Source organism: Ruegeria sp. N10, from assembly GCF_056531545.1.
Map to the genome: position 1 here is coordinate 1 of NZ_JBQFLY010000013.1, position 18,551 is coordinate 18,551.

Here is an 18,551-nt window from a genome sequence, read left to right on the forward strand (position 1 = left end):
GGGCGCATGAGCTCGCCCATGCCACCAAGGCGCGCCATCGGCTGAACCGCGACTACGGCCTCTCGCGCTTCGGCAACACGGCCTATGCCCGTGAGGAGATCGTCGCCGAGCTGACCTCGGTGTTCCTTGGCCAGACGCTCGGCTTTACGGCCCATACGCTCGAGATGAATGCCGCTTACCTCTACAATTGGCTGCGCGTTCTGCGCTCGGACAAGGGCGCCATCTTCAAGCACGCCGCTGACGCGCAGCGCGCCTGCGACTACCTGATCGCACGGTCGGAGGCGGGGAGGGCAGGGGCGGACGCCGAGGCCGCCTGACCACAGGGAGAACGGAGACGCCCATGTCACGCAAGGAACCCAAGACGCTGCGAGTGGCCTGCTCTGAAGGTGGCCGCCGCAAGATTATCACCTTCAAGCGCAGTGCCTATTGGTGGAGCGCGTCCGAGGGTGCCTATCCACTCTCGGCAGCGCTCGAGACCATCAAGGAACAGGGTGGCTGGGTCGAGACCATCCCCAACCCGAATTACCGACCCAAAGGGCTGTTAGGGTAGGGCGCCTTCGGCCTCGATTCATCCGCCGGGCGGAAAAGGAAAAGCGGGCTTCGGGAAGGGTGTTTCAACTTCTCAAAGGACAGCCCCATGACCAGCACCGCTCAATCCCAGACAGACAGCCCTGATCCGAGTGTGATCGCGGCGCAGAACGACGCGTTTCGCAAGCTCGCATGCCTCGGGGTGCCGCCCGCGCAGCCTATCCAGGGCCGGATGCATGTGACCCGCTCGCTTATGGAGGCCGGTGACGGCTTCATGGCCGAGGCGGTGAAGGCGACCGGCGAGTTTGCCACGTTCGAGCCTGAAAATGACCCAGAAGGCTGGCACGATTTCGGGGCGGTCGAGGTCCGCGGCGAAACCGTGTTCTGGAAAATCGATCTCTATGAAGCAGACTCGGATTTCCGCTACGGGGCTGAGACCCCGGACAATCCTGCCACCACCATGCGCATGCTGACCATCATGCTGGCGCGCGACTGGTAGAAGGGCAGGGGACACCCCCTCCTGACACCCCAGGCGATGAAGGCCCACTGACCCCTCAAAGGGAAAGTGGGCCTTTTGTCGTTGTGATCCCTGAAGCCGGGGATTGGTCACGCGCGTGAGCGCGCGGGCCACACCTCACCCTCCTGGAAGGATATCCCATGACCACAAGCTTTGCTCCCCTTACCGTTGCTATCGGCGATCTCGTCCCGCATCCCGCCAATGTACGCAGCAACGCGCCGGAAACTTATGACCCCGAGAACATCGCGCATCTGAAGGCCAGCATCGCTGTGCTGGGCCTGCTCCAGCCTCTCCTGGTCCAGAAGATCGACGGCAAATATGCTGTCCTCGCCGGTGGCCGGCGCCATGCAGCCCTGAAGGAGCTGGTTGCCGACAAGGCCACCAAGGGGTTCACAGCGAAGACCAAGGTGGACTGCCGCCTTGTCCCTGAGGACTGCGACGTCACCACGGCGCTGTCGCTCGCCGAGAACATCACCCAGGCACCGATGAATGCCATCGACGAGTTCGAGGCTTTCGCCCGGATGATGGAGGTCGACGGCCAGACGCCCGAGACCATCGCAAAGACCTTCGGCACCACGGTGGCGGCCGTGAAAGGCCGGTTGCGCTATGGCCTGATCCACCCCGACATCCGCGCCGCAGCCCGGGGCAAGGTGATCACGCTCGATACGATGAAGGCCTTTGCCGAGCACCCGAGCCAGGAGGCGCAGTGCGAGGTCTTCGAGGCGCTCACCAAGGACGGTGGCTATCTGCAGGCCTATACCGTCCGTCAGGCCCTCAAATCCCGCGGCGTGCAGGTCAGCGACGACATCGGGGCTTTCGTGCGCGAAGACTACGAGGCGCGTGGCGGTGCTGTCGCGGCTGACCTTCTGGAAGAGCATTCCGTGCTTGAGGATGCGGCGCTGGTCGAGACCATTTTGCTCGAGAAGCTCGGTGCCGCCGCCGAAGAGGCTCGCATAAAGCTGGGCTTTGCCTGGGCCGATGCGATGGTCCGCTATGATTACGCGACCATGGCCGACTACGGCCGCGTCTATCCCGGCCCCAACGAGCCGGATGAGGCTGCCCAGAAGCGCATCGATGAGATCACCGCCGAGCTTGAGAAATTGCAGCTCGAGATGGAGAATGAGGGGCTCGAGGACGGTGCCTACAACGCGCTTTACGACCGTGTGGACGCTCTGGAAGAGGAAGCCCGCGACCTGCAGGAGGCCTACAGTGCCGAGGACCTCGCGCGGTCTGGGGTGATCGCGTCGTGGTCGGGCGGGCAGATCACGCTCCATGTGGGCCTCGTGCGCCCCGAGGACACCGTCAAAGAGGAGGGCGCGCGCGGCACCTCGGCCAACCCGACCGGGGAGGAGGCCCCGGACGCCGGCGAAATCACTTATCCAGCCTCACTGGCCGAGGATCTCAAGACCGAGCGAGCCATGGCGCTTGGGGCCGCGATGGCGCTGCATCCGGAAGCCACGCTCGATCTGACGCTCTTCAAGCTGGTCAGTGACGTTCTGGGCACCGGCGTGAGCGTTACGCAGGCCATCAAGGTCGAGGCCCGCAAGGAATACCGCAACCACGCCAAGATAGACGAGATCGACGCAACCTCGCTCGAGCAGGTGGCGGCGGCGCATGATGCGCTGGACCTCTCGTGGCTTGATGACGCCCGTTCTCCCGCGGATCAGTTCGCGGCGTTTCGGGCTCTTCAGGCAGGGGAGAAGGCAAAGCTCGTCGCCTATGCCACCGCCAGCACCACGCAATCCTGCTTCGCGCGGGACCGCCAGCGCGACAGCCTGATGCATGCGTTCGAGATCGAGATCATGCCGGACATCCGCGCCCACTGGACGCCGAACGCGGCGCTCTTCAACCGCTTCAAGAAGGCCTGGCTGCTGAAGATCCTCGGCGAGGAACTGGGTCTGGCCCAGGAGGCTGTGACGCTGGCCTCTTCGAGCAAGAAAGAGATCGTCGCCTTCTGTGACAAGCTCTTCGCCGAGCCCTTCGCCACGCTGACGGATGCACAGCGCGCTGCCGTGGCCGCCTGGTGCCCGCCGATGATGCAGACGGCCGGTGTCGCCTGTGATGAGGTGGAGCTCACTGCGGACACCCCGGACCCTGACGGCGAGGTCGCGCAAGCGGCCTGAGCCATCATACGACCCGCGCGAGGCATTTCCTGCGCGGGTCGACCCTCCCACACCCAACGGAAAGACATCCCCATGGCTATTCTCAAGTTCTCTGCCTCCGCAGTTGCGGCGCAGATCGCGCATGCGCGCGCCTGCAAAACCTTCCTGCCCAACTGGAACGGGCCCGTGGACAGGCCCGCCCTGATCCTCATCGTCGGCAATGGTGTGCATCTGCGCTCGAACGGCATCGATGGCACGACCACCCGCATCGTCACCACCGAACAGGCCGATCCGTCCTTTGCCTTCGCCGACGGCATGAACCCGTTTCGGGATACCGACTGGATGGCGCAGCGCCGCATGGCGTTCCGCGATCTGACCGGCCAGTTCTACACCGACATCCTGGATGACGTGCAGGTGCTCATCGACCGGGGGCGGGGGGCCATCCGGCTCGCCACCGATGGCCACAGCATCCGCGTCTTCGTGCGCCGGGCTTCGGACTATCTCATCGGCGGGACCTACGAAGTGCCCTCGGGCCTCGGCGGTACCTTCCGTGTCATCCTCAAGGATGCCTGCGACACCTTCGCGATCGTGCAGAACTGCGGCAATTGCGAGGATTTCGACGCCATGCAGCCCTACCGCGTGCCGCTCGATGCGCTGATGGAACTCGATGACCGGAGGGCGGCTTAACGCGCCCTTTCTCAAACAAGCATCGCCAATACCCTGCCGGGCCTGCGGCCCTCTCGGGACATTGGCGACAACAATTTTCCCTACGAGAGAAAGGACTCTGAAATGGGTTGGCTCTTCTACACCGACGGCCGCGTCAAAACCTACGCGGATGAGAAAGCGGAGATTACCAGGCTTTGTACCTTCGAAGGCGACAGGCGCAGAACCGAACTGATCAAGGCCTGCAAGGTCGGCTCCACCTGGTATGCGGCGGCAAGGGTCACCAATCTCGACGGCACCGCTGTCGAAGACGCGACCTATGTGACCGATGTTGATGGCTCCATCACGTTCGGGGCTGTCTTCCTCACCCGATACGATGACGGCTGCTGGGGCTACAAGGACATGGAGGAAAGCGCTGGCCCGAACGCGTCGCGCGCGCCCCTTGGGCTGATCGATCTCCTCTCCGACCTGAAAGACCCGGACAGCTACGCCAAGGACTGGCGTCAGCGCTGCCGGGATTGGGCTGCGATCCCGGACTACGAGGAAGGCGACAAGATCAAGCTCGCAGCACCGGTGACGCTCACCGATGGCAGCACCTGCCAGATCGTCACCGCGACGCACTACAAGAGGGGGCAGCAAAAGCGCCGCTGCTACCGCATCGAGGAAACCGGTGGACTCGTACGGCTTTCGAAAGCCTCGCTTGCGGGCTCGGAGCTGCTCAGCTCCGCGAAGGGTTCTGCTAGCCCGGTGCTGGCGGAGTATCTCGCGGGGCGAAATTAGGTCCTGCGCCGAACCGTTGATCGACCTGCCCGGCGACAGCAGATCCTGCGGCTTGTCTTGACAAGACAATGCAAATGCATTACCTGTCGCGGGTAGCAAAGACCCTTTTCTTTTAGGAGACTGCCATGACAGTCCTCGCACAAGATGTCTCGAAGCTCACGGATCGGTATCAGACGACCGTGCCGGCGGGTGTGCGCAAACAGCTCAAGTTGGGCAAGGGCGACCAGATTCGCTACTGCACCGAGCCGAGTGGCAGGGTCTATATCGAGCCCGTGCGCAGCGACGAGGAAGATCCCGCGCTCGGCGCCTTTCTCGATTTTGTCGAGGCCGATATCAAGGCGCATCCGGATCGCATTCGGGCGTTTGATGGGGCTTTGCATGACCGTCTTGCAGCACTGGTCGGAGAGGTTGAGGTCGATCTCGATGCGCCGCTATCGCCCGAGGATGAATGACCGGCGATAGCGTGCCCGCCAAAGCGCCCCTTGTCGTAAACGGATGGTCGATTTATGCGCATCCGCTCTTTCTGGACCAGCTCGAAGGGCTGATTGAGGAGGTTGAAGCGCGTAAGGCACGCGATCCAAAGACCTGGCGCAAGAAAAACCCGACGAAACGGCTGGCCGCCATCTTCAAGCTGGTGACCGAGGCCATACCGGCGGATCCGGGTGCCGCGGCGTTCCGGCAAGGCAGTACACTCGGCGATCACCGCAAACACTGGTTCCGGGCGAAATTCTTCCAGCAGTATCGGTTGTTCTACCGGTTCAACAGCGATGCGAAGGTCATCGTGGTGGCATGGGTGAACGACGACAAGACCCTGCGCGCCTACGGCAGCAAGACAGATGCTTATGCGACGTTCAAAGGGATGCTGGAAGATGGCAATCCACCTGACAATTTCGACGCGCTCTTGGAAGAAGCTGCGGCGGCGTACAAGCGGTTCGAGACGTCCCTTGAAGCGGCGCCCGATCGGTAGGTGGCCCGGTTAGCTGTGAACCTTACGGCCTTGACGTTTACGGCACCATTGTGGGTGATGTAGCATCAACCCATCGCATAGTCGGAGAAAGCGCAATGGACCCAACGGGTAAGGAACAGCCGCACTTCGGTCTCGAGGAGCATTTCCGTGGCGGCTGATGTCAATTCGTATGACGCGTGGTTTCGCGCGCAGGTACAGGCCGCGCTTGAGGATGCGCGCGCTGGAACTTCACAGGTTCAGGTAATGCAGGCCGCGCAGGCTTTGATTGATGCGAAGCGCCAGGGCCAATCCAAGCCCTGACCAAGCCTTGGAGGTCAGCGCTGTCTGACCTCGTCACCTAGAAAAGCAAAAGCGGGCTTTTTGTCCTTTGGAACTCAGACCCTGAACCAAAGGAAAATCCCCATGACCAAGCCCAAACCGGCAAACCTGGCTACCTCAATCTCCGACGCTAACCTCGCCTCTGCCCTCGCGCAGATCGGCGCGGAGGTCGACCACCAACCCCTGCGCAGCTCCGCGCTCGCGCGCAGCATGCGCGAGACGTTTCATGGCAGCGATGCCGGCGGTGCCTGGGACTGGCGCATGGCATATGACCTGATGCAGGCCGCGGCTGTCCAGGTGCTGCTGCGTGGGGACGGCGTGGCAGGTGACATCGCCGCTGCAAGGCTGCTTGCCTCGCGGCTGCTGACGGAAACGCGCCGCTCCGAGCAGCAGATCCGGCTGCAGCAGTTTTCCACGCCGCTGCCATTCGCGGCGCTGGTCTTACGGGCCGCGGCGATCCGCAAGGGCGAGACCGTGCTGGAGCCATCCGCCGGCACTGGTGCCCTGGCCGGTTTCGCCGCCCGAGCTGGTGCCACCCTTGTGCTCAACGAGATCGACCCCTTTCGCCAGCGCCTCCTGCGCGTGGTCTTCGGCGGCGAGGTGACGAGCCATGACGGCGAGAATATCGACGATCTGTTGCAGACACCGGTCTTGCCCGATGTCGTGGTGATGAACCCGCCCTTCGCCTCTTCGGTCGACCGATCCCGCGACAAGCACATCGCCGCCAAACATCTCATCGCGGCCGCGAAGCGCCTGGCACCCGGTGGGCGGCTGGTTGCGATCATGCCGCTCGGCTTCACGCCCGAACGCGATGCCGCGCATTGGTCCCGCGCCTGCGGCCCCCTTACGCCGCGACTAGTGTTGACGATGCCGGGGCAGGTTTATCGCAAGCTCGGCACTTCTGTCGAAACCCAACTCATGGTCTTCGACAAGGTGCAGGTGGACGGCGAGTTCATCCGCGCCAGTGTGTGCGATCTGGATGAAGCCCTTCCTTTTGTCGACGCCGTGGCCGCAACCCGGCCCGAGATGCGCCCCGTACAACAGGCAGTGGCGATCCCTCACGTTCGGCGGACCGTTCTATCATCTGCCCCGCGCAAGACCCCAGCTGCGCCTGTCACCGCTTCCAAACCCCGGGCCAATGCCGTCTGTCCGCTCAGTTTCACGAGCCTTCAGACTCCGCGCGACAACACGCCCATCTCGGACATCTATGCGCGCTACCGGCCGCAGCGGATCGAGATTGCGGGTGCGCAGGAACATCCCACGCCGCTCGTTGAAAGCATCGCCATGGCCTCGGTTGCCCCGCCCATGCCCTCAAACATGGGCAGTGATGACTTGCGGCTGCCCGCACGGTTGATCGGGGAGGGACATCTCTCCGAGGCGCAGCTGGAAACCATCATCATGGCGCATGATGCCCATGGGCGCGATCTGCCCGGTCGGTTTACCATCGATGACGACCAGACCAAGCTGACGCGCGCCGATGATGACCCTAATGCACGGGCCTATCGCCTCGGCTATTTCCTCGGCGACGGCACCGGTTGCGGCAAAGGGCGGGAGTGCGCAGGGCTCATCCTTGTGAACTGGCTGGCCGGGCGCAGGAAGGCGATCTGGGTCTCCAAATCCGCCACGCTTATCGAGGACGCGATCCGCGACTGGACCGATCTTGGCGGCTCGCCCGCCGACATTCAGCCGCTCTCCAAATGGAAACCGGACCAGACCATTCCGATGGGCGACGGTATCCTCTTCGTGACTTACGCCACGCTGCGCTCGGCAGGCAAATGCGGCACCACGCGGCTGAGCCAGATGTTTGAGTGGATGGGTGAAGACTTCGACGGCGTGCTGGCTTTTGACGAGGCCCATGCCATGCAGAACGCCGCAGGGTCTGAGCAGGGCAGGGGGGGCAAACCCTCCCAGCAGGGCCTCGCGGGCCTGCGTCTGCAACTGGCAGCACCCCGCGCCCGCGTCTTCTACATCTCGGCCACGGGTGCCACGAGCGTGCACAACCTGGCCTATGCCGCGCGGCTAGGGCTCTGGGGGCAGGGGCCGGAATACCCCTTTCCAAGCCGCGAGAGCTTCGTTTCTGCGATGGAAGCCGGCGGCGTGGCTGCCATGGAGGTGGTCGCGCGTGATCTCAAGACGCTCGGCCTCTACACGGCCCGCGCCCTCAGCTTTGATGGGGTGGAGTATGACGTGCTCGAACACGCGCTCACTCCGGCCCAGATCGAGATCTACGACGCATACGCGGCTTCGTTTCGGACGATCCACCACAATCTCGAAGCCGCGCTGACGGCGACCGGCGTCAACGACGCCTCTGGCGAGACCAATGCCTCGGCCGCACGCGCCTCGGCCAAATCCCGCTTCGAGAGCACGAAACAGCGCTTCTTCAACCATCTCCTGATGGGCATGAAGGCGCCGACCATCATCCGCGCCATCGAGGACGATCTGGCGGCAGGCAACGCCTGCGTCATCCAGGTGGTCTCGACGGGTGAGAGCCTGCTGAAACGCCGACTTGAGACAATGGACCCGGAGGACGAGCTGGTCGAGGGGGCCTTGACGCCGCGCGACTATGTGCTGGGCTACCTCGAACAAGCCTTCCCGATCCACGCGCAAAAGCTCGTGGAGATCGACGGTAACATGGTGGCGGAACCCTTGCGGGATGAGACCGGCGCACTGGTTGTCTCGCGCGAGGCGCTCGCTCTGCGCGATGCGGCCATGATGGAGTTGATGACGCTGGCGCCGATCCCCTCGGCGCTCGATCAGATCCTCTGGGCCTTTGGTGAAGAGGCTGTCTCCGAGGTCACGGGCCGGTCCATCCGGCCCCTCAAGGCCGAGGATGGTCATCTCTTCATCGAGAAGCGCGCCGCCAGCAGCAATTCCTCCGAGACCCAAGCCTTCATGGATGGAGAGAAGGATATCCTGATCTTCTCGGATGCGGGTGGCACGGGCCGGTCCTATCATGCGGCGCAGACAGCAAAGAACCAGAAGCGTCGGCGTCACTACCTGCTGGAGCCCGGCTGGCGCGCAGATGCGGCCATCCAGGGGCTCGGCCGAACGCATCGTTCGGCCCAGGTCAGCGCGCCGTTCTTCCGGGTCTGCACCTCGGATGTGCATGGCGAAAAGCGTTTCACCTCGACTATAGCCAAGCGCCTCGACCAGCTGGGGGCCTTGACCAAGGGTCAGCGCGAGACCGGCTCGCAGGGCATGTTCCGCGAGGAGGACAATCTCGAAAGCCCGATCGCACGGGCGGCGCTGCGTGGGTATTTCGCCGATCTTGCCGCCGGGCGCGCTGAGGCGATGAGCTACGAGAGCTTCACCGACTGGACAGCCCTGCGGCTGATCGACAAGGACGGGGTGCTGCTCGAGGAGCTGCCGCCGATCCAGCGGTTTCTCAACCGGGTGCTTGCCCTTCCCATCCACATGCAGAACGCGCTCTTTGCCGAGTTCATGCGCCGGATCGCTGATCAGACGGAACGGGCGCGCGCGGCGGGCACGCTCGATCTCGGCGTGGAAACCCTGCGCGGCGAAAAGATCGAACAGGTCTCCACAGAGGATCTCTGGACCTGCCCGAAATCTGGCGCCGTGACGCGGATCATCGGGCTCGAGGTGACGGACCCGGTCCACGTGCTGTCGGCGGATGACGCCATATCGCGCAATCCCGACAAGCTGGCGATGGTTAATCGCGCCTCCGGTCGCGCGGCGCTCATCTCGGCGCGGCCCATGCAGATGTATGATGCGGACATCGTTACGCTGATGCGCAAGTTGGTGCGGCCAAACGGGTCGAGCTATCTCGAAGAGGCGCGGTTCGAGTCCTCGGCCTGGGAAGAGATCAGCAGGCCCGAGTTTGCAGGACTTTGGGATGCCGAGGCTGCATCCCTGCCAAAAACCACCACGACCAAGCTTTACCTGCTGACTGGGCTGCTGCTGCCGATCTGGAAGGACATTCCGACCACCAATGAGCGTATCTACCGCGTCACGCCGGACGGGGCGACCGCCATGATCGGGCGCACGCTGAGTGAGGAAGGGGCGGCCGCGCTGCGCGCCCGCTTCCTCGTCTCCAATCCCCAAACACCGGAGGATATGCTGACCGCCGCCCTCGGCACCACCGTACCTGTGGATCTGGGCCGGGGTCTGACCCTGACCCGTCGCCGGGTCGCAGGCGAGATGCGCCTTGAGTTGGGCGGCGTGGACAGGGGCATGATTGATGGCCTCAAGGCCCTCGGCTGCTTCACCGAGATCATCGCCTTCCAGCTACGGGTGTTCCTGCCGCATGGGGACGGGATCGACACGGGCCGCATTCTGGCCCGGATCGTTGGGCAGGGAACCACCAAAGCGGCAGAACAAGCCGCCTGAAAAGTCAAAGCGGGCTTTGGGTCGGGCGTCGCGGATCGGGATTTGGCCGGTCTGCGCTTTCCGGCCGTGCGCTGACCAATGCCACGCCCGGCCCCCCAAATTCAGATAAGAGGACAGACCCATGACCAATCCCCAGATCGATTATGCCGCAATGGCGGCTCAGTGGCGTGCAGAGCGCGAAACCACCTTGAAGGCAACCCGAGCGGAACTGATCGCGCAATTGCGCGCGCTTGGCATCAACGAGGTCACCGCCGAATACGAAGGCTATGGCGACTCCGGCAATGTCGAGAATGTGAAGGTTCAGCCTGCAGAGGTCCGACTGCCGGAGGCGCTTGCCACAGAGATTGGCGATTTCGCCTGGTCGCTCGCCTATCACCATCACCCGGGGTTCGAAAATAACGAGGGCGGCTACGGCACGCTGACCTGGGACTTGCGCAACGACAGCATCACCCTCGATCACGCGGACCGCTATGTCGAATGTTCGCACAGCTATGTCGAGGGTCTTTGAGATGGCCCATCCGCTTCATCATGCTGAAAGCTCTGCCCGGAAATTCGGCGGGGTGCCGTCTGACTATCAGTCCATACATGACTGGTTCGATGCCTCGAAAGAGCACCTCGCGCTCTTCACGCACCGGGCCTTGCGCCACCATACCCAAGGTCTGTTCGATGCTGAACGTGTCTTCGGCCTGACCCTGACCAATAGCGCGGGTCGGGACATCCCCGTGCGCTGGATCGGCGAGCAGCATGTCCGTGAAGACTGCCAGGGCCGCATCCCGAGCATGGCGGACTGGCTGCGACGGATACAGCCTGAGCCATGGATGGCCAATGGCCACATCGACCGGCATTCCGGCGATGAGCCCTGCGGCGACCCAAGGGTTGCCTGGGCCTCCGAGGTCGTGGCCGGAAGAACGGTTCTCGGCCTGAAGGATTGGATGGCGGCGCGCGCGACGCAAGCCACGCAAAGCGCATGACAGGACCCGGCTTTTTGCCAAACGAATGCAGCGCGGAAACTCGGTTGGACGACCGGGCTTCTTGCATCGTTTCCCACCATTCGTCGTCTGGAGGACCTTATGACACTCGATGAAATCAAGGCCGCCGTGGATGCCGGGCAGACCGTGCACTGGGCCAATACCGGCTACGTTGTCCACAAGGACCGGCTCGGTCAGTACCTCATCACCTATGTGCCGAATGATAGCTGCATCGGCCTGACCGACCGAAGCGGGCACCGGTTGAACGGCAAAGAGGCGGAGTTCTTCATCGCGCAATCGAAGGACGCCGCGGAAAATCCGGGCCGCCAATCAAGATCAGACGGACAGGAGAGGGGCGCAGCACCCGGGCGCGCGGTGGCACACCCATTCGGACGACAGCCCTGACCCACGGGCGGGGATGAAAGGAAAGCAGGCTTTCTGATTTGTGATCCCAGGAGGGGTCGAGAAAGCAATCCCGGATGCGCTGGCAAGAACGTCAGGCACCGGCCAATCCAAGAAGGAAATATCCCATGTTCGCAGGAACCCTCACCCGCAATGTCGAGACCGCAGCCGCCGAGTACACCGGCATGATCCACTCGACGCGCTTTGATATCGCTATCCAGCTGGAAGCGCGGGCCAAGATGTCCGAACGCAGCCCGGATTACGACGTGACGGCGGTCAACAAGTCTGGCCGCAAGGTGCGCATCGGTACGGCCTGGAACGAGACCGGCACGACCAGCGGCAATCCCTACATCTCGATGCAGATCGATGTCGGTTTGGGCCCGTTCCGCGTCAATGCCGTGCAGACGAAGGAAGCGCGCGCGGCCCAGAGCGGCGAATTCGAGATCATCCCGCTGGTCTCGAACGGCCTGATGAAATCCGGCTCGATCTCGGGCGAGCTCACCGCCATGGACGCTGAAAACGCCTTCACCGGCTACATCGCCAATATGATGTTCGATCTGGAGTTCATGCTGATCGAGAACAGCTACAAGTCCGAGGAGACCCACCCAGACTACCGCATCGAGGTCAGCTCGCCCCGGGGCACGCCGATCCGCGTTGGCTCGGCGTGGATGGCGAAGAGCAGCCGCACGGGCAATGACTACCTTTCGCTGCTGATCAACACGCCCGATGGTGATCTGCGCGTGAACGCCGTGCAGAACGAAGAGCAGCGCGGCGGTCAGACCTTCTCGATCATCCCGTTCATCGATAGCGGTGAGCCGTCGCACGATGCGGGCGCGGGGCTGTCGCTGGTCGCGTGACCTTGGTACGAGGCTTGAACATCTGAACTGCAAGGGGAGCCGTGGGTTCACGGTTCCCCTTTTGCTGTGCTTGCTTCAATAGAGCGATCGAACTGCCACTTCATATGGCGTTCCGGTGTAGATGAGACTGCTAGATCGGAAGTGCCGCGCGGAGTTTCGATTAAAGTCAGACTTGTACAACTGCTTGAGCGGCAATCAATGCGTCAACAGCAACTTGAACCTCGGCGTAGAGCTCGGTGTCCAACTCTGCTGCGTCGATTTCCACAATCAGTGCGTAGCGTACGGAAGGCAAACTCTCAGCGAGAAGCTTTTTCGACTTCCACCAACCGGTGACTGGGTGAACAGCCAGCAAGTTGCGCCGCGCCAGATCTGAAGCCCTGCATGTCAGCTGATCTATATGGAGCGACCCGACATGGCGCCGATTGCTACCGAAGTCCCAAAGATCATCTTCGTCGCTTGCAGGACCATCGGGCTGTTCGGCCGCCTTGCTGATCCGGGCCAGAAATTGGGCTTCGTTCTCGCCAGCGCGATTGAGTTGGAAACGTAAGTTGTGGGACGCGTAGCGATACCGAACGCCGCGCGAGGCTTCGGACGGGTTCGGAGCGATAAAGCTACTGAGTGCCACCCGCAAGGTCACATCGGCATTGCCGAGCGCGCGCAAAGCCTCAACGGGCCAGGGAAGGGCGAACAGCTTCATTTCATTGTGGACATCACCGCCGGTCTTCTCTGAAATCCCGTACGGCGTAATCGTATCTTCCACGATGAGGGTCAGCGCGTTCGACGCGCTGCGGCGGGCACGCGCCATGTCCGGCACACCATACCCATAGCGCTGAAAAAGGGGCGTGAAGTGACCCTTGTTTGGCTGGGCCGGCAGATGCGCACGCATCTGCTGCGTCCACCGCGCTGACGACACGTAGAGACCACGCACTGTCTCGGGCCAAAGCGTCGGATAGTCCGACCAGAGTTCCGTTACATCCTTCGCGGCAAGCGCGGTCGCCGCGCTGGTATCGAAGGTGAATGTGAAGGATCGGACTGGGTAATTGTGGTGAGTCGAAAGCAGCGATAACCATCCATGCCGCATTGGCGGTGGCATGGCACTTAGCGCCCAGTTTCCACCCTCAAGGACGACGTCCGGCTTGTTCGGCCAATGGGACGACCACGATGCAGTTCTCGAAGCTGGCGATAGATCGCCGAATGGTGCAAGCGCCTGGGCCGGCTCTCCGTCTGGCAGTACGGTCTTCTCTGTAAAGGCCCCAACAGACAGAACATTCCATGCCTGGGCCGGCGACTCGATTTCGTTGTCTTCGTGATCGCATCGGTCCAGGTAGTTTCCGGCACCAAAGGTGAAGTTGTCGGTATTCCCTGCGGAGACAAGCACCAAGCGTTGTTGTTTCACCTCACCTGAAACACCGGCGGCGAGCTGATCGACCTCCGTCGACCATGACGTCGGCGCGCCGTCATGCGGGGTGTCCTCACCCGTCGTCGTGGTCATGGTGAAGGTCCGGCGCCGGGGGCCGACCTGTTCTACTGTATTGATCGCCTGCCTGGTAACCGCGCCGAGGAGATGATGCGGGTTCATCCCTGCATCAGGCAGCAGCTTCACGGATTCCAGACGGTTCACGACAGAAACCGGATTCGCCTGGTGCAGTTTCGGCGTCAGGTCTCCAAAGAGCGCCAGTCCTCCCATCTGCGTGCCATGGCCCTTCACATCCTCCAGCCCCCAGGCCGGGTTGGCGGCATGTCGGTCATCCACGCTGAGCGCCGGCTGAATGAGAGGATGCGCGCGACTGACACCGGTATCCAAAAGCGTGACGTAGCTAGGATCGGGATTGTCAGTGTAGGTCGTACGACCCGCGAGTTCGTCGACCCACTGCGCCTGTTCTGCCACCGGCAAGCCGTCGAAGAAATCCGCTGTGATGGTGGGAGCAGCAAGGGCGCGCACGCCGCCTAGTCGGCGGACGGCTTGGGCGAGCTGATTGCGATCGGCCTCTACGATCACAACGATATCTTCGGGAAACTCCAGCCGATCTGCTCCCACGGTAACGCCATAGTTTGGTGCGGCCGCGACGAAACCTTCGGTCATTTGAGGCTCGAGCCAAACCTCCCAGACGGTCGCAACATCCGCTGCTGGAAATTTGCCTGAAGGGCTGCGCCAGAGGGCACGCAATCCCGCTTCCGTGATGGCAGCGACGCTCTGCACTAGATCCGCGTTCTTCGGACGGCCTGGGATGAATTCACCATCCTTTTCCCGGTCGGGTGTGTCTTCCGTCCGAAACTGCTCGACCTTCTTGCGCAGCTTTTCAATACCCTTGGCTGTCGCAAACACCGTCGCGCGCTCTTCGGTGCCACCGGGATCAGGGGTCTCGGCGACGCGAAGGAGAGTCAGGCCACTAGCGTCGAGGCTGCCTTTCTTCAGGCGCTCGTCGATACGCGAGCGTACTTCCAGATAGACGCCGGGAAGTTCGGCTGCTGGAATATCTGGCAGCGCGTCGATGGCCTGAAGCAATGCTTGGGCGTGCGCCGCGCGATTGGGGACATCACTTGGTCTTTTGGACCCGCCCCCGCCCTTTGCTTGGAACGGGCGAGGTTGTCCGAGATTGCGAAGGTGGAAGTGCCGAAGGTCTCGTGCCATTGTCATCGGTCCCTAGTTCTTGGAGCGACCGTCGGCGTTCGAGGGCATCAAGCAAATCCTGTGTCGCAATCTTGTCGGTATCATTCAGAACAGCACGTCGAGCGGCATCTTCCGCCGCTGCCACAACATCGGCCGTTGAGAGGCCTGTGGCAACGTCTATAACCCGTTTCCATCCCATGCGAGCGAGTGAGAAGCCGATCAAACGGCGTTCGAGCGCCTGCCGAATGGCAGGGCCATCGGGCATGACATATGGCAAAACAAGATCAAAGCGGCGCAGCACAGCGCGGTCAAGAATTCCCGGCAGGTTTGTAGTGGCAATGACGATCGAAGGCCCGGTATCCTCATCCAGGAATTGCAGGAACGAGTTCAGAACCCGCCGGGCCTCACCGACATCGTTCTCACCGCCCCGGGCCGCGGCCAAAGCGTCGATTTCGTCGAAGAGATAGATACCGCGCGTCGTCTTGACGGCATCGAATATCATCTTCAGCTTCTGCGCTGTTTCACCCATGAATTTTGTGATCAGTCCGTGGAGCATGACCGAAAAGAGAGGGTACTGCAGCTCACCGGCAAGCGCTGAAGCACTCAGGGTCTTGCCGGTTCCGGGAGGACCGGAGAGGAGAACGCGCCGCCGTGGCTTCAACCCTTTCGCCTCGAGCTTTTCGCGCATTCGTGTCTCTACAACGAGATGCGCGAGTTCGCTCTCAATCCTGTCTGGCAAGATGACATCGACGAGGCGCTCGGTCGGATAGGACGCGGCAAGGAACTCCGCCAGATCACCGCGGGGTGTTGCGATAGGAGTGATCGCAGGGGTTCGCTTCGAAGGCGGCTTCTGTCCCGCTTCGGCCCATTGTCGCAACTGTTCAGCCAGACGGGTATGTCCCTTCTGCTCTTCAGCCGCAGAGAGTTGCATCGCCAGATCGTAAAAACGATCAGCGTCCCCTTCTGCGTGGCTCTTGACGAGACCGATGAGTTGTTGGGCGGAAGCCAAGGTCGAGTTGCTCTTTCTGAATGATCATTTTCAATGATACTAAGGTCTTTTCTACATTCGAACCCCTCAGCAGACCAGACAATTTGCGCTGTTTGGAAGCAGAGTGTGTCGGTTTTGTGCTCTCGAGCATCGACTTGGATGCTTGCCTTGCGGCCTCCCCCGCTCGGCTTCGCGTGTCGCAGGGGAGAACGGCCCTTCGGTCCGTCGCGCATTCGGCCATGCGGCCTCACCGCGGCGTCACACCCGGCATCCCGGTTTGCCCGCCTCGCGAGCACGTCCCTCCCCGGCCGCTCCGCCGGATTGCGCTCTGGTCTGTTTTGCGGAGCAAAACGATCCCGCCGCTTCATCCGTCTTCCGCGTCCGGTCGGGCCGTTTGCCTGCTCGGGTCGGGCAAACCTACCGTCAAAACACACACACATGAGTGCGGAAGCATATCCTCCGGATGGCCCCCAAATCAGCCCGCGTCAAGGATCGCAAAACTTTTCGGCGAGGGCGGTACATATGGCTTGGGGCGATCCCGTGCGTGAGCGCGGGCCTGTGTCGGGTGCTGCGCTCGTAAAACTTTTGCGCCCGGCAAGCCGGCGGCTGCGCCGTCCCTGACCCGTGCAGATTCGGAAACCAGGCATTCGGCCATGCCCCCACACTCACGTGGTGGCCTAGGAACCGAATACTGGAGACCAGACATGGCTTACGACACCGCAAACACCTACGAGACCATCGAACTTTTCGGACTGACCGAGAAGGACGCGCAGCTGCCGATCCCGGAAGATCACATCCTGACCGACCACATCATCCGCGAAAGCTTCGAGGCTTTGCTCGGGCAGCTGCGCAATACCGGGCTTGAAGCCGAAATCGAACCGCTGGCCCATGGGCTCGCGACGATCCTGCAGCGGCGCAAGGTGGCGCTTAGCAAGGAGGTCGACCGCACCGCCGACAAGATCGGCGCTCTGGCAAAATCCCACGACGGATCGGAGATCGCCGAGACCGCGCTCGAAGAGGCGCAGATGCGCTTTCTGCAGCTGCGCGAGATTGTCAGCGCCATCGAGGTGATGAGCGAGGCTGCGGCGGAATGCTACGAGATCGAGACGGGCCACGCCTTCATCCCGGCGGCCGGGTCGCGGGCGAGCGTCCGGGCGCAAGAGACCGGGGCGGTCTTCGAGGCGCGGCAGCTCCTGGAGCAGCACGACCGTGAAACCGCCGCGAAGTCGAAAGTCGAGGGGGTTCCCCTGATCGTCTCAGGCGCTACAGACTGGACCGATGTCGATGTGATCTTCAACACGCTCGACAAGGTGCGGGACCGGATCAAGCAGAACCGCAACCAGGAGATCTTCCTCTGCCACAAGGGTGGCAAGCACGGGGCGGAGATGATTGCGGCTCGGTGGGCCCGGGCACGCGGGATAGCACAGGCGCGCTTTGATCCGCGCTGGTCCGCGCACGGGCGGGCGGCACCGTTCAAGTGCAACGACGAAATGCTGGACGACAAGTTCGCGGCGACGGGGGTTGTACTCTTCGGCGGCAACGGGGTCGCGCTGAACCTCGGGCAAAAGGCGGAAGCGAAAGGTCTGACGGTCATGCGGGTTGCGGACCCGGCTAAGAAGACTGCGCAGGATTGAAGAGAGGGGGTCGCGCCTGGCGCGGCCCTTTCGTCATGTCTCATGGCGCCTGCGGTCGGTCACGCGTTATCGGCAGTCTGCGGCGGCCAGCACCGTTATCCCTCTACCCAGTCCGTCAGAGTGCGGCCCATCCGCATCGGTATGGGCTGGGGATGGTGCGCACTTCACGCACATCGTCAGCAGCGCAAGACGCGAGGGGTCGAGACGTCGCACATGAGGCTGACGACCTGCACGTCCCTCGGGGCGTGTTTCGGAACATCGCATCCACGCGGGCGGGCTCCGTCAGCACCCCGGCCAGGCTCGGGGGGACGCGGACGCGGATGGTGGCGGCTGCGTGATGGCAAGGGTCATCCGGATCACTCCTTTTTGCTCATAGATGTGGATCGCACGGGGTCGGCCCGTTCGTGCCCTCAGCTCACGCTTCGGCAAGCACAAATACGGCTTCCACGGCTGGCCGCAGACCCTCCGCATTTGCGCTTGCGACCGGGCCTCTTGCCCCCGTGCCGGGTGATCCCCATCGCAACAAGGAGTAACCCAAATGACCAACCACTACGTCGCCACCGTCCCCGTCAAGTTCACCGACACCGATGGCCAGGAGCGCACCCGTTTTCAGCGCGTGGGCGCGATGTTCCGCAACACCCGCAACGGGGACGGATCGGAGTTCTTCAGCCTCAAGCTCGACTTCCCGGTCGCGGTCTCGGAGCTGGTGATGTTCCCGCCGAGCGCGAAAGATCCCCAGGACTGAATCCTCTGACGAGGATGGGCTGCCCCAGGACGATCTTGGGGCGGCCCGATCCCTGTTCCAGGGATGCCGCGTCCGGCGGTCAGATCGCCCGAGGCGACTTCACGAAGCCGTCGGCCGCTGCGCG

General features: G+C 62.6%; 18 protein-coding genes. 16 read left to right on the forward strand and 2 right to left on the reverse strand.

What is annotated here, in order from left to right:
- The 14 genes from ACR0JI_RS16025 to ACR0JI_RS16090 form a co-directional block, all read left to right on the forward strand.
- On the forward strand, window positions 1-317 hold a 317-nt coding region (locus ACR0JI_RS16025), incomplete at its 5' end, for a zincin-like metallopeptidase domain-containing protein (protein ID WP_480880018.1).
- A 23-nt stretch (window positions 318-340) separates the two neighbouring features.
- Entirely contained in the window at window positions 341-550 is a 210-nt protein-coding gene (locus ACR0JI_RS16030) for a DUF6330 family protein (protein ID WP_093993965.1), read from the forward strand.
- Between the two features lie 87 nt (window positions 551-637).
- Window positions 638-1,027 (forward strand): DUF3768 domain-containing protein, encoded by a 390-nt coding sequence (locus ACR0JI_RS16035; protein WP_093993966.1) that lies wholly within the window; start codon window positions 638-640, stop codon window positions 1,025-1,027.
- A gap of 158 nt (window positions 1,028-1,185) precedes the next feature.
- Window positions 1,186-3,168 carry a ParB/RepB/Spo0J family partition protein gene (locus tag ACR0JI_RS16040; RefSeq protein WP_480495402.1) on the forward strand — a complete coding sequence of 661 codons (1,983 nt, stop codon included), beginning with the start codon at window positions 1,186-1,188 and terminating at the stop codon, window positions 3,166-3,168.
- Window positions 3,169-3,240: 72 nt separating this feature from the next.
- A complete protein-coding gene (locus tag ACR0JI_RS16045) occupies window positions 3,241-3,834 on the forward strand; it encodes a regulator (protein ID WP_092765105.1) in 594 nt (197 codons plus the stop codon).
- A gap of 102 nt (window positions 3,835-3,936) precedes the next feature.
- Complete coding sequence (locus tag ACR0JI_RS16050; protein ID WP_093993968.1) at window positions 3,937-4,590, forward strand: DUF6927 domain-containing protein; 654 nt, start codon at window positions 3,937-3,939, stop codon at window positions 4,588-4,590.
- A 125-nt stretch (window positions 4,591-4,715) separates the two neighbouring features.
- Window positions 4,716-5,042: a type II toxin-antitoxin system PrlF family antitoxin gene (locus ACR0JI_RS16055; RefSeq protein ID WP_093993969.1), complete on the forward strand. Its 327-nt coding sequence runs from the start codon at window positions 4,716-4,718 to the stop codon at window positions 5,040-5,042.
- Entirely contained in the window at window positions 5,039-5,557 is a 519-nt protein-coding gene (locus tag ACR0JI_RS16060) for a type II toxin-antitoxin system YhaV family toxin (RefSeq protein WP_093993970.1), read from the forward strand. Before ACR0JI_RS16055 ends, ACR0JI_RS16060 begins: the two co-directional genes overlap by 4 nt.
- A 147-nt stretch (window positions 5,558-5,704) precedes the next feature.
- On the forward strand, window positions 5,705-5,857 hold the full coding sequence (locus ACR0JI_RS16065) for an antitoxin PaaA2 family protein (protein WP_017467972.1): 153 nt from the start codon (window positions 5,705-5,707) through the stop codon (window positions 5,855-5,857).
- Between the two features lie 102 nt (window positions 5,858-5,959).
- Window positions 5,960-10,222 carry a strawberry notch-like NTP hydrolase domain-containing protein gene (locus tag ACR0JI_RS16070; RefSeq protein ID WP_480495398.1) on the forward strand — a complete coding sequence of 1,421 codons (4,263 nt, stop codon included), beginning with the start codon at window positions 5,960-5,962 and terminating at the stop codon, window positions 10,220-10,222.
- Between the two features lie 121 nt (window positions 10,223-10,343).
- Window positions 10,344-10,730, forward strand: coding sequence for a DUF6878 family protein (locus ACR0JI_RS16075; protein ID WP_480495396.1), 387 nt, complete (start codon window positions 10,344-10,346; stop codon window positions 10,728-10,730).
- 1 nt (window position 10,731) lies between these two features.
- Window positions 10,732-11,193 (forward strand): DUF6915 family protein, encoded by a 462-nt coding sequence (locus ACR0JI_RS16080; protein WP_480495394.1) that lies wholly within the window; start codon window positions 10,732-10,734, stop codon window positions 11,191-11,193.
- A gap of 99 nt (window positions 11,194-11,292) precedes the next feature.
- Window positions 11,293-11,595: a hypothetical protein gene (locus ACR0JI_RS16085; RefSeq protein WP_164193116.1), complete on the forward strand. Its 303-nt coding sequence runs from the start codon at window positions 11,293-11,295 to the stop codon at window positions 11,593-11,595.
- A 125-nt stretch (window positions 11,596-11,720) separates the two neighbouring features.
- Complete coding sequence (locus ACR0JI_RS16090) at window positions 11,721-12,449, forward strand: DUF736 family protein (protein WP_480495391.1); 729 nt, start codon at window positions 11,721-11,723, stop codon at window positions 12,447-12,449.
- A gap of 166 nt (window positions 12,450-12,615) precedes the next feature.
- Here the strand turns inward: ACR0JI_RS16090 and ACR0JI_RS16095 are convergent, their stop codons facing one another.
- Together ACR0JI_RS16095 and ACR0JI_RS16100 are read right to left on the reverse strand one after the other, a co-directional pair.
- Entirely contained in the window at window positions 12,616-14,955 is a 2,340-nt protein-coding gene (locus ACR0JI_RS16095) for a S8 family peptidase (RefSeq protein ID WP_235958037.1), read from the reverse strand.
- A gap of 31 nt (window positions 14,956-14,986) precedes the next feature.
- Window positions 14,987-16,069 carry an AAA family ATPase gene (locus ACR0JI_RS16100; RefSeq protein ID WP_081536350.1) on the reverse strand — a complete coding sequence of 361 codons (1,083 nt, stop codon included), beginning with the start codon at window positions 16,067-16,069 and terminating at the stop codon, window positions 14,987-14,989.
- A gap of 683 nt (window positions 16,070-16,752) precedes the next feature.
- Here ACR0JI_RS16100 and ACR0JI_RS16105 point away from each other — a divergent pair.
- Window positions 16,753-17,682: a DUF2493 domain-containing protein gene (locus ACR0JI_RS16105; protein ID WP_093993982.1), complete on the forward strand. Its 930-nt coding sequence runs from the start codon at window positions 16,753-16,755 to the stop codon at window positions 17,680-17,682.
- A 538-nt stretch (window positions 17,683-18,220) separates the two neighbouring features.
- Window positions 18,221-18,427, forward strand: a complete 207-nt coding sequence (locus ACR0JI_RS16110) for a hypothetical protein (protein WP_007120662.1) — start codon at window positions 18,221-18,223, stop codon at window positions 18,425-18,427.
- Window positions 18,428-18,551 lie beyond the last annotated feature (124 nt).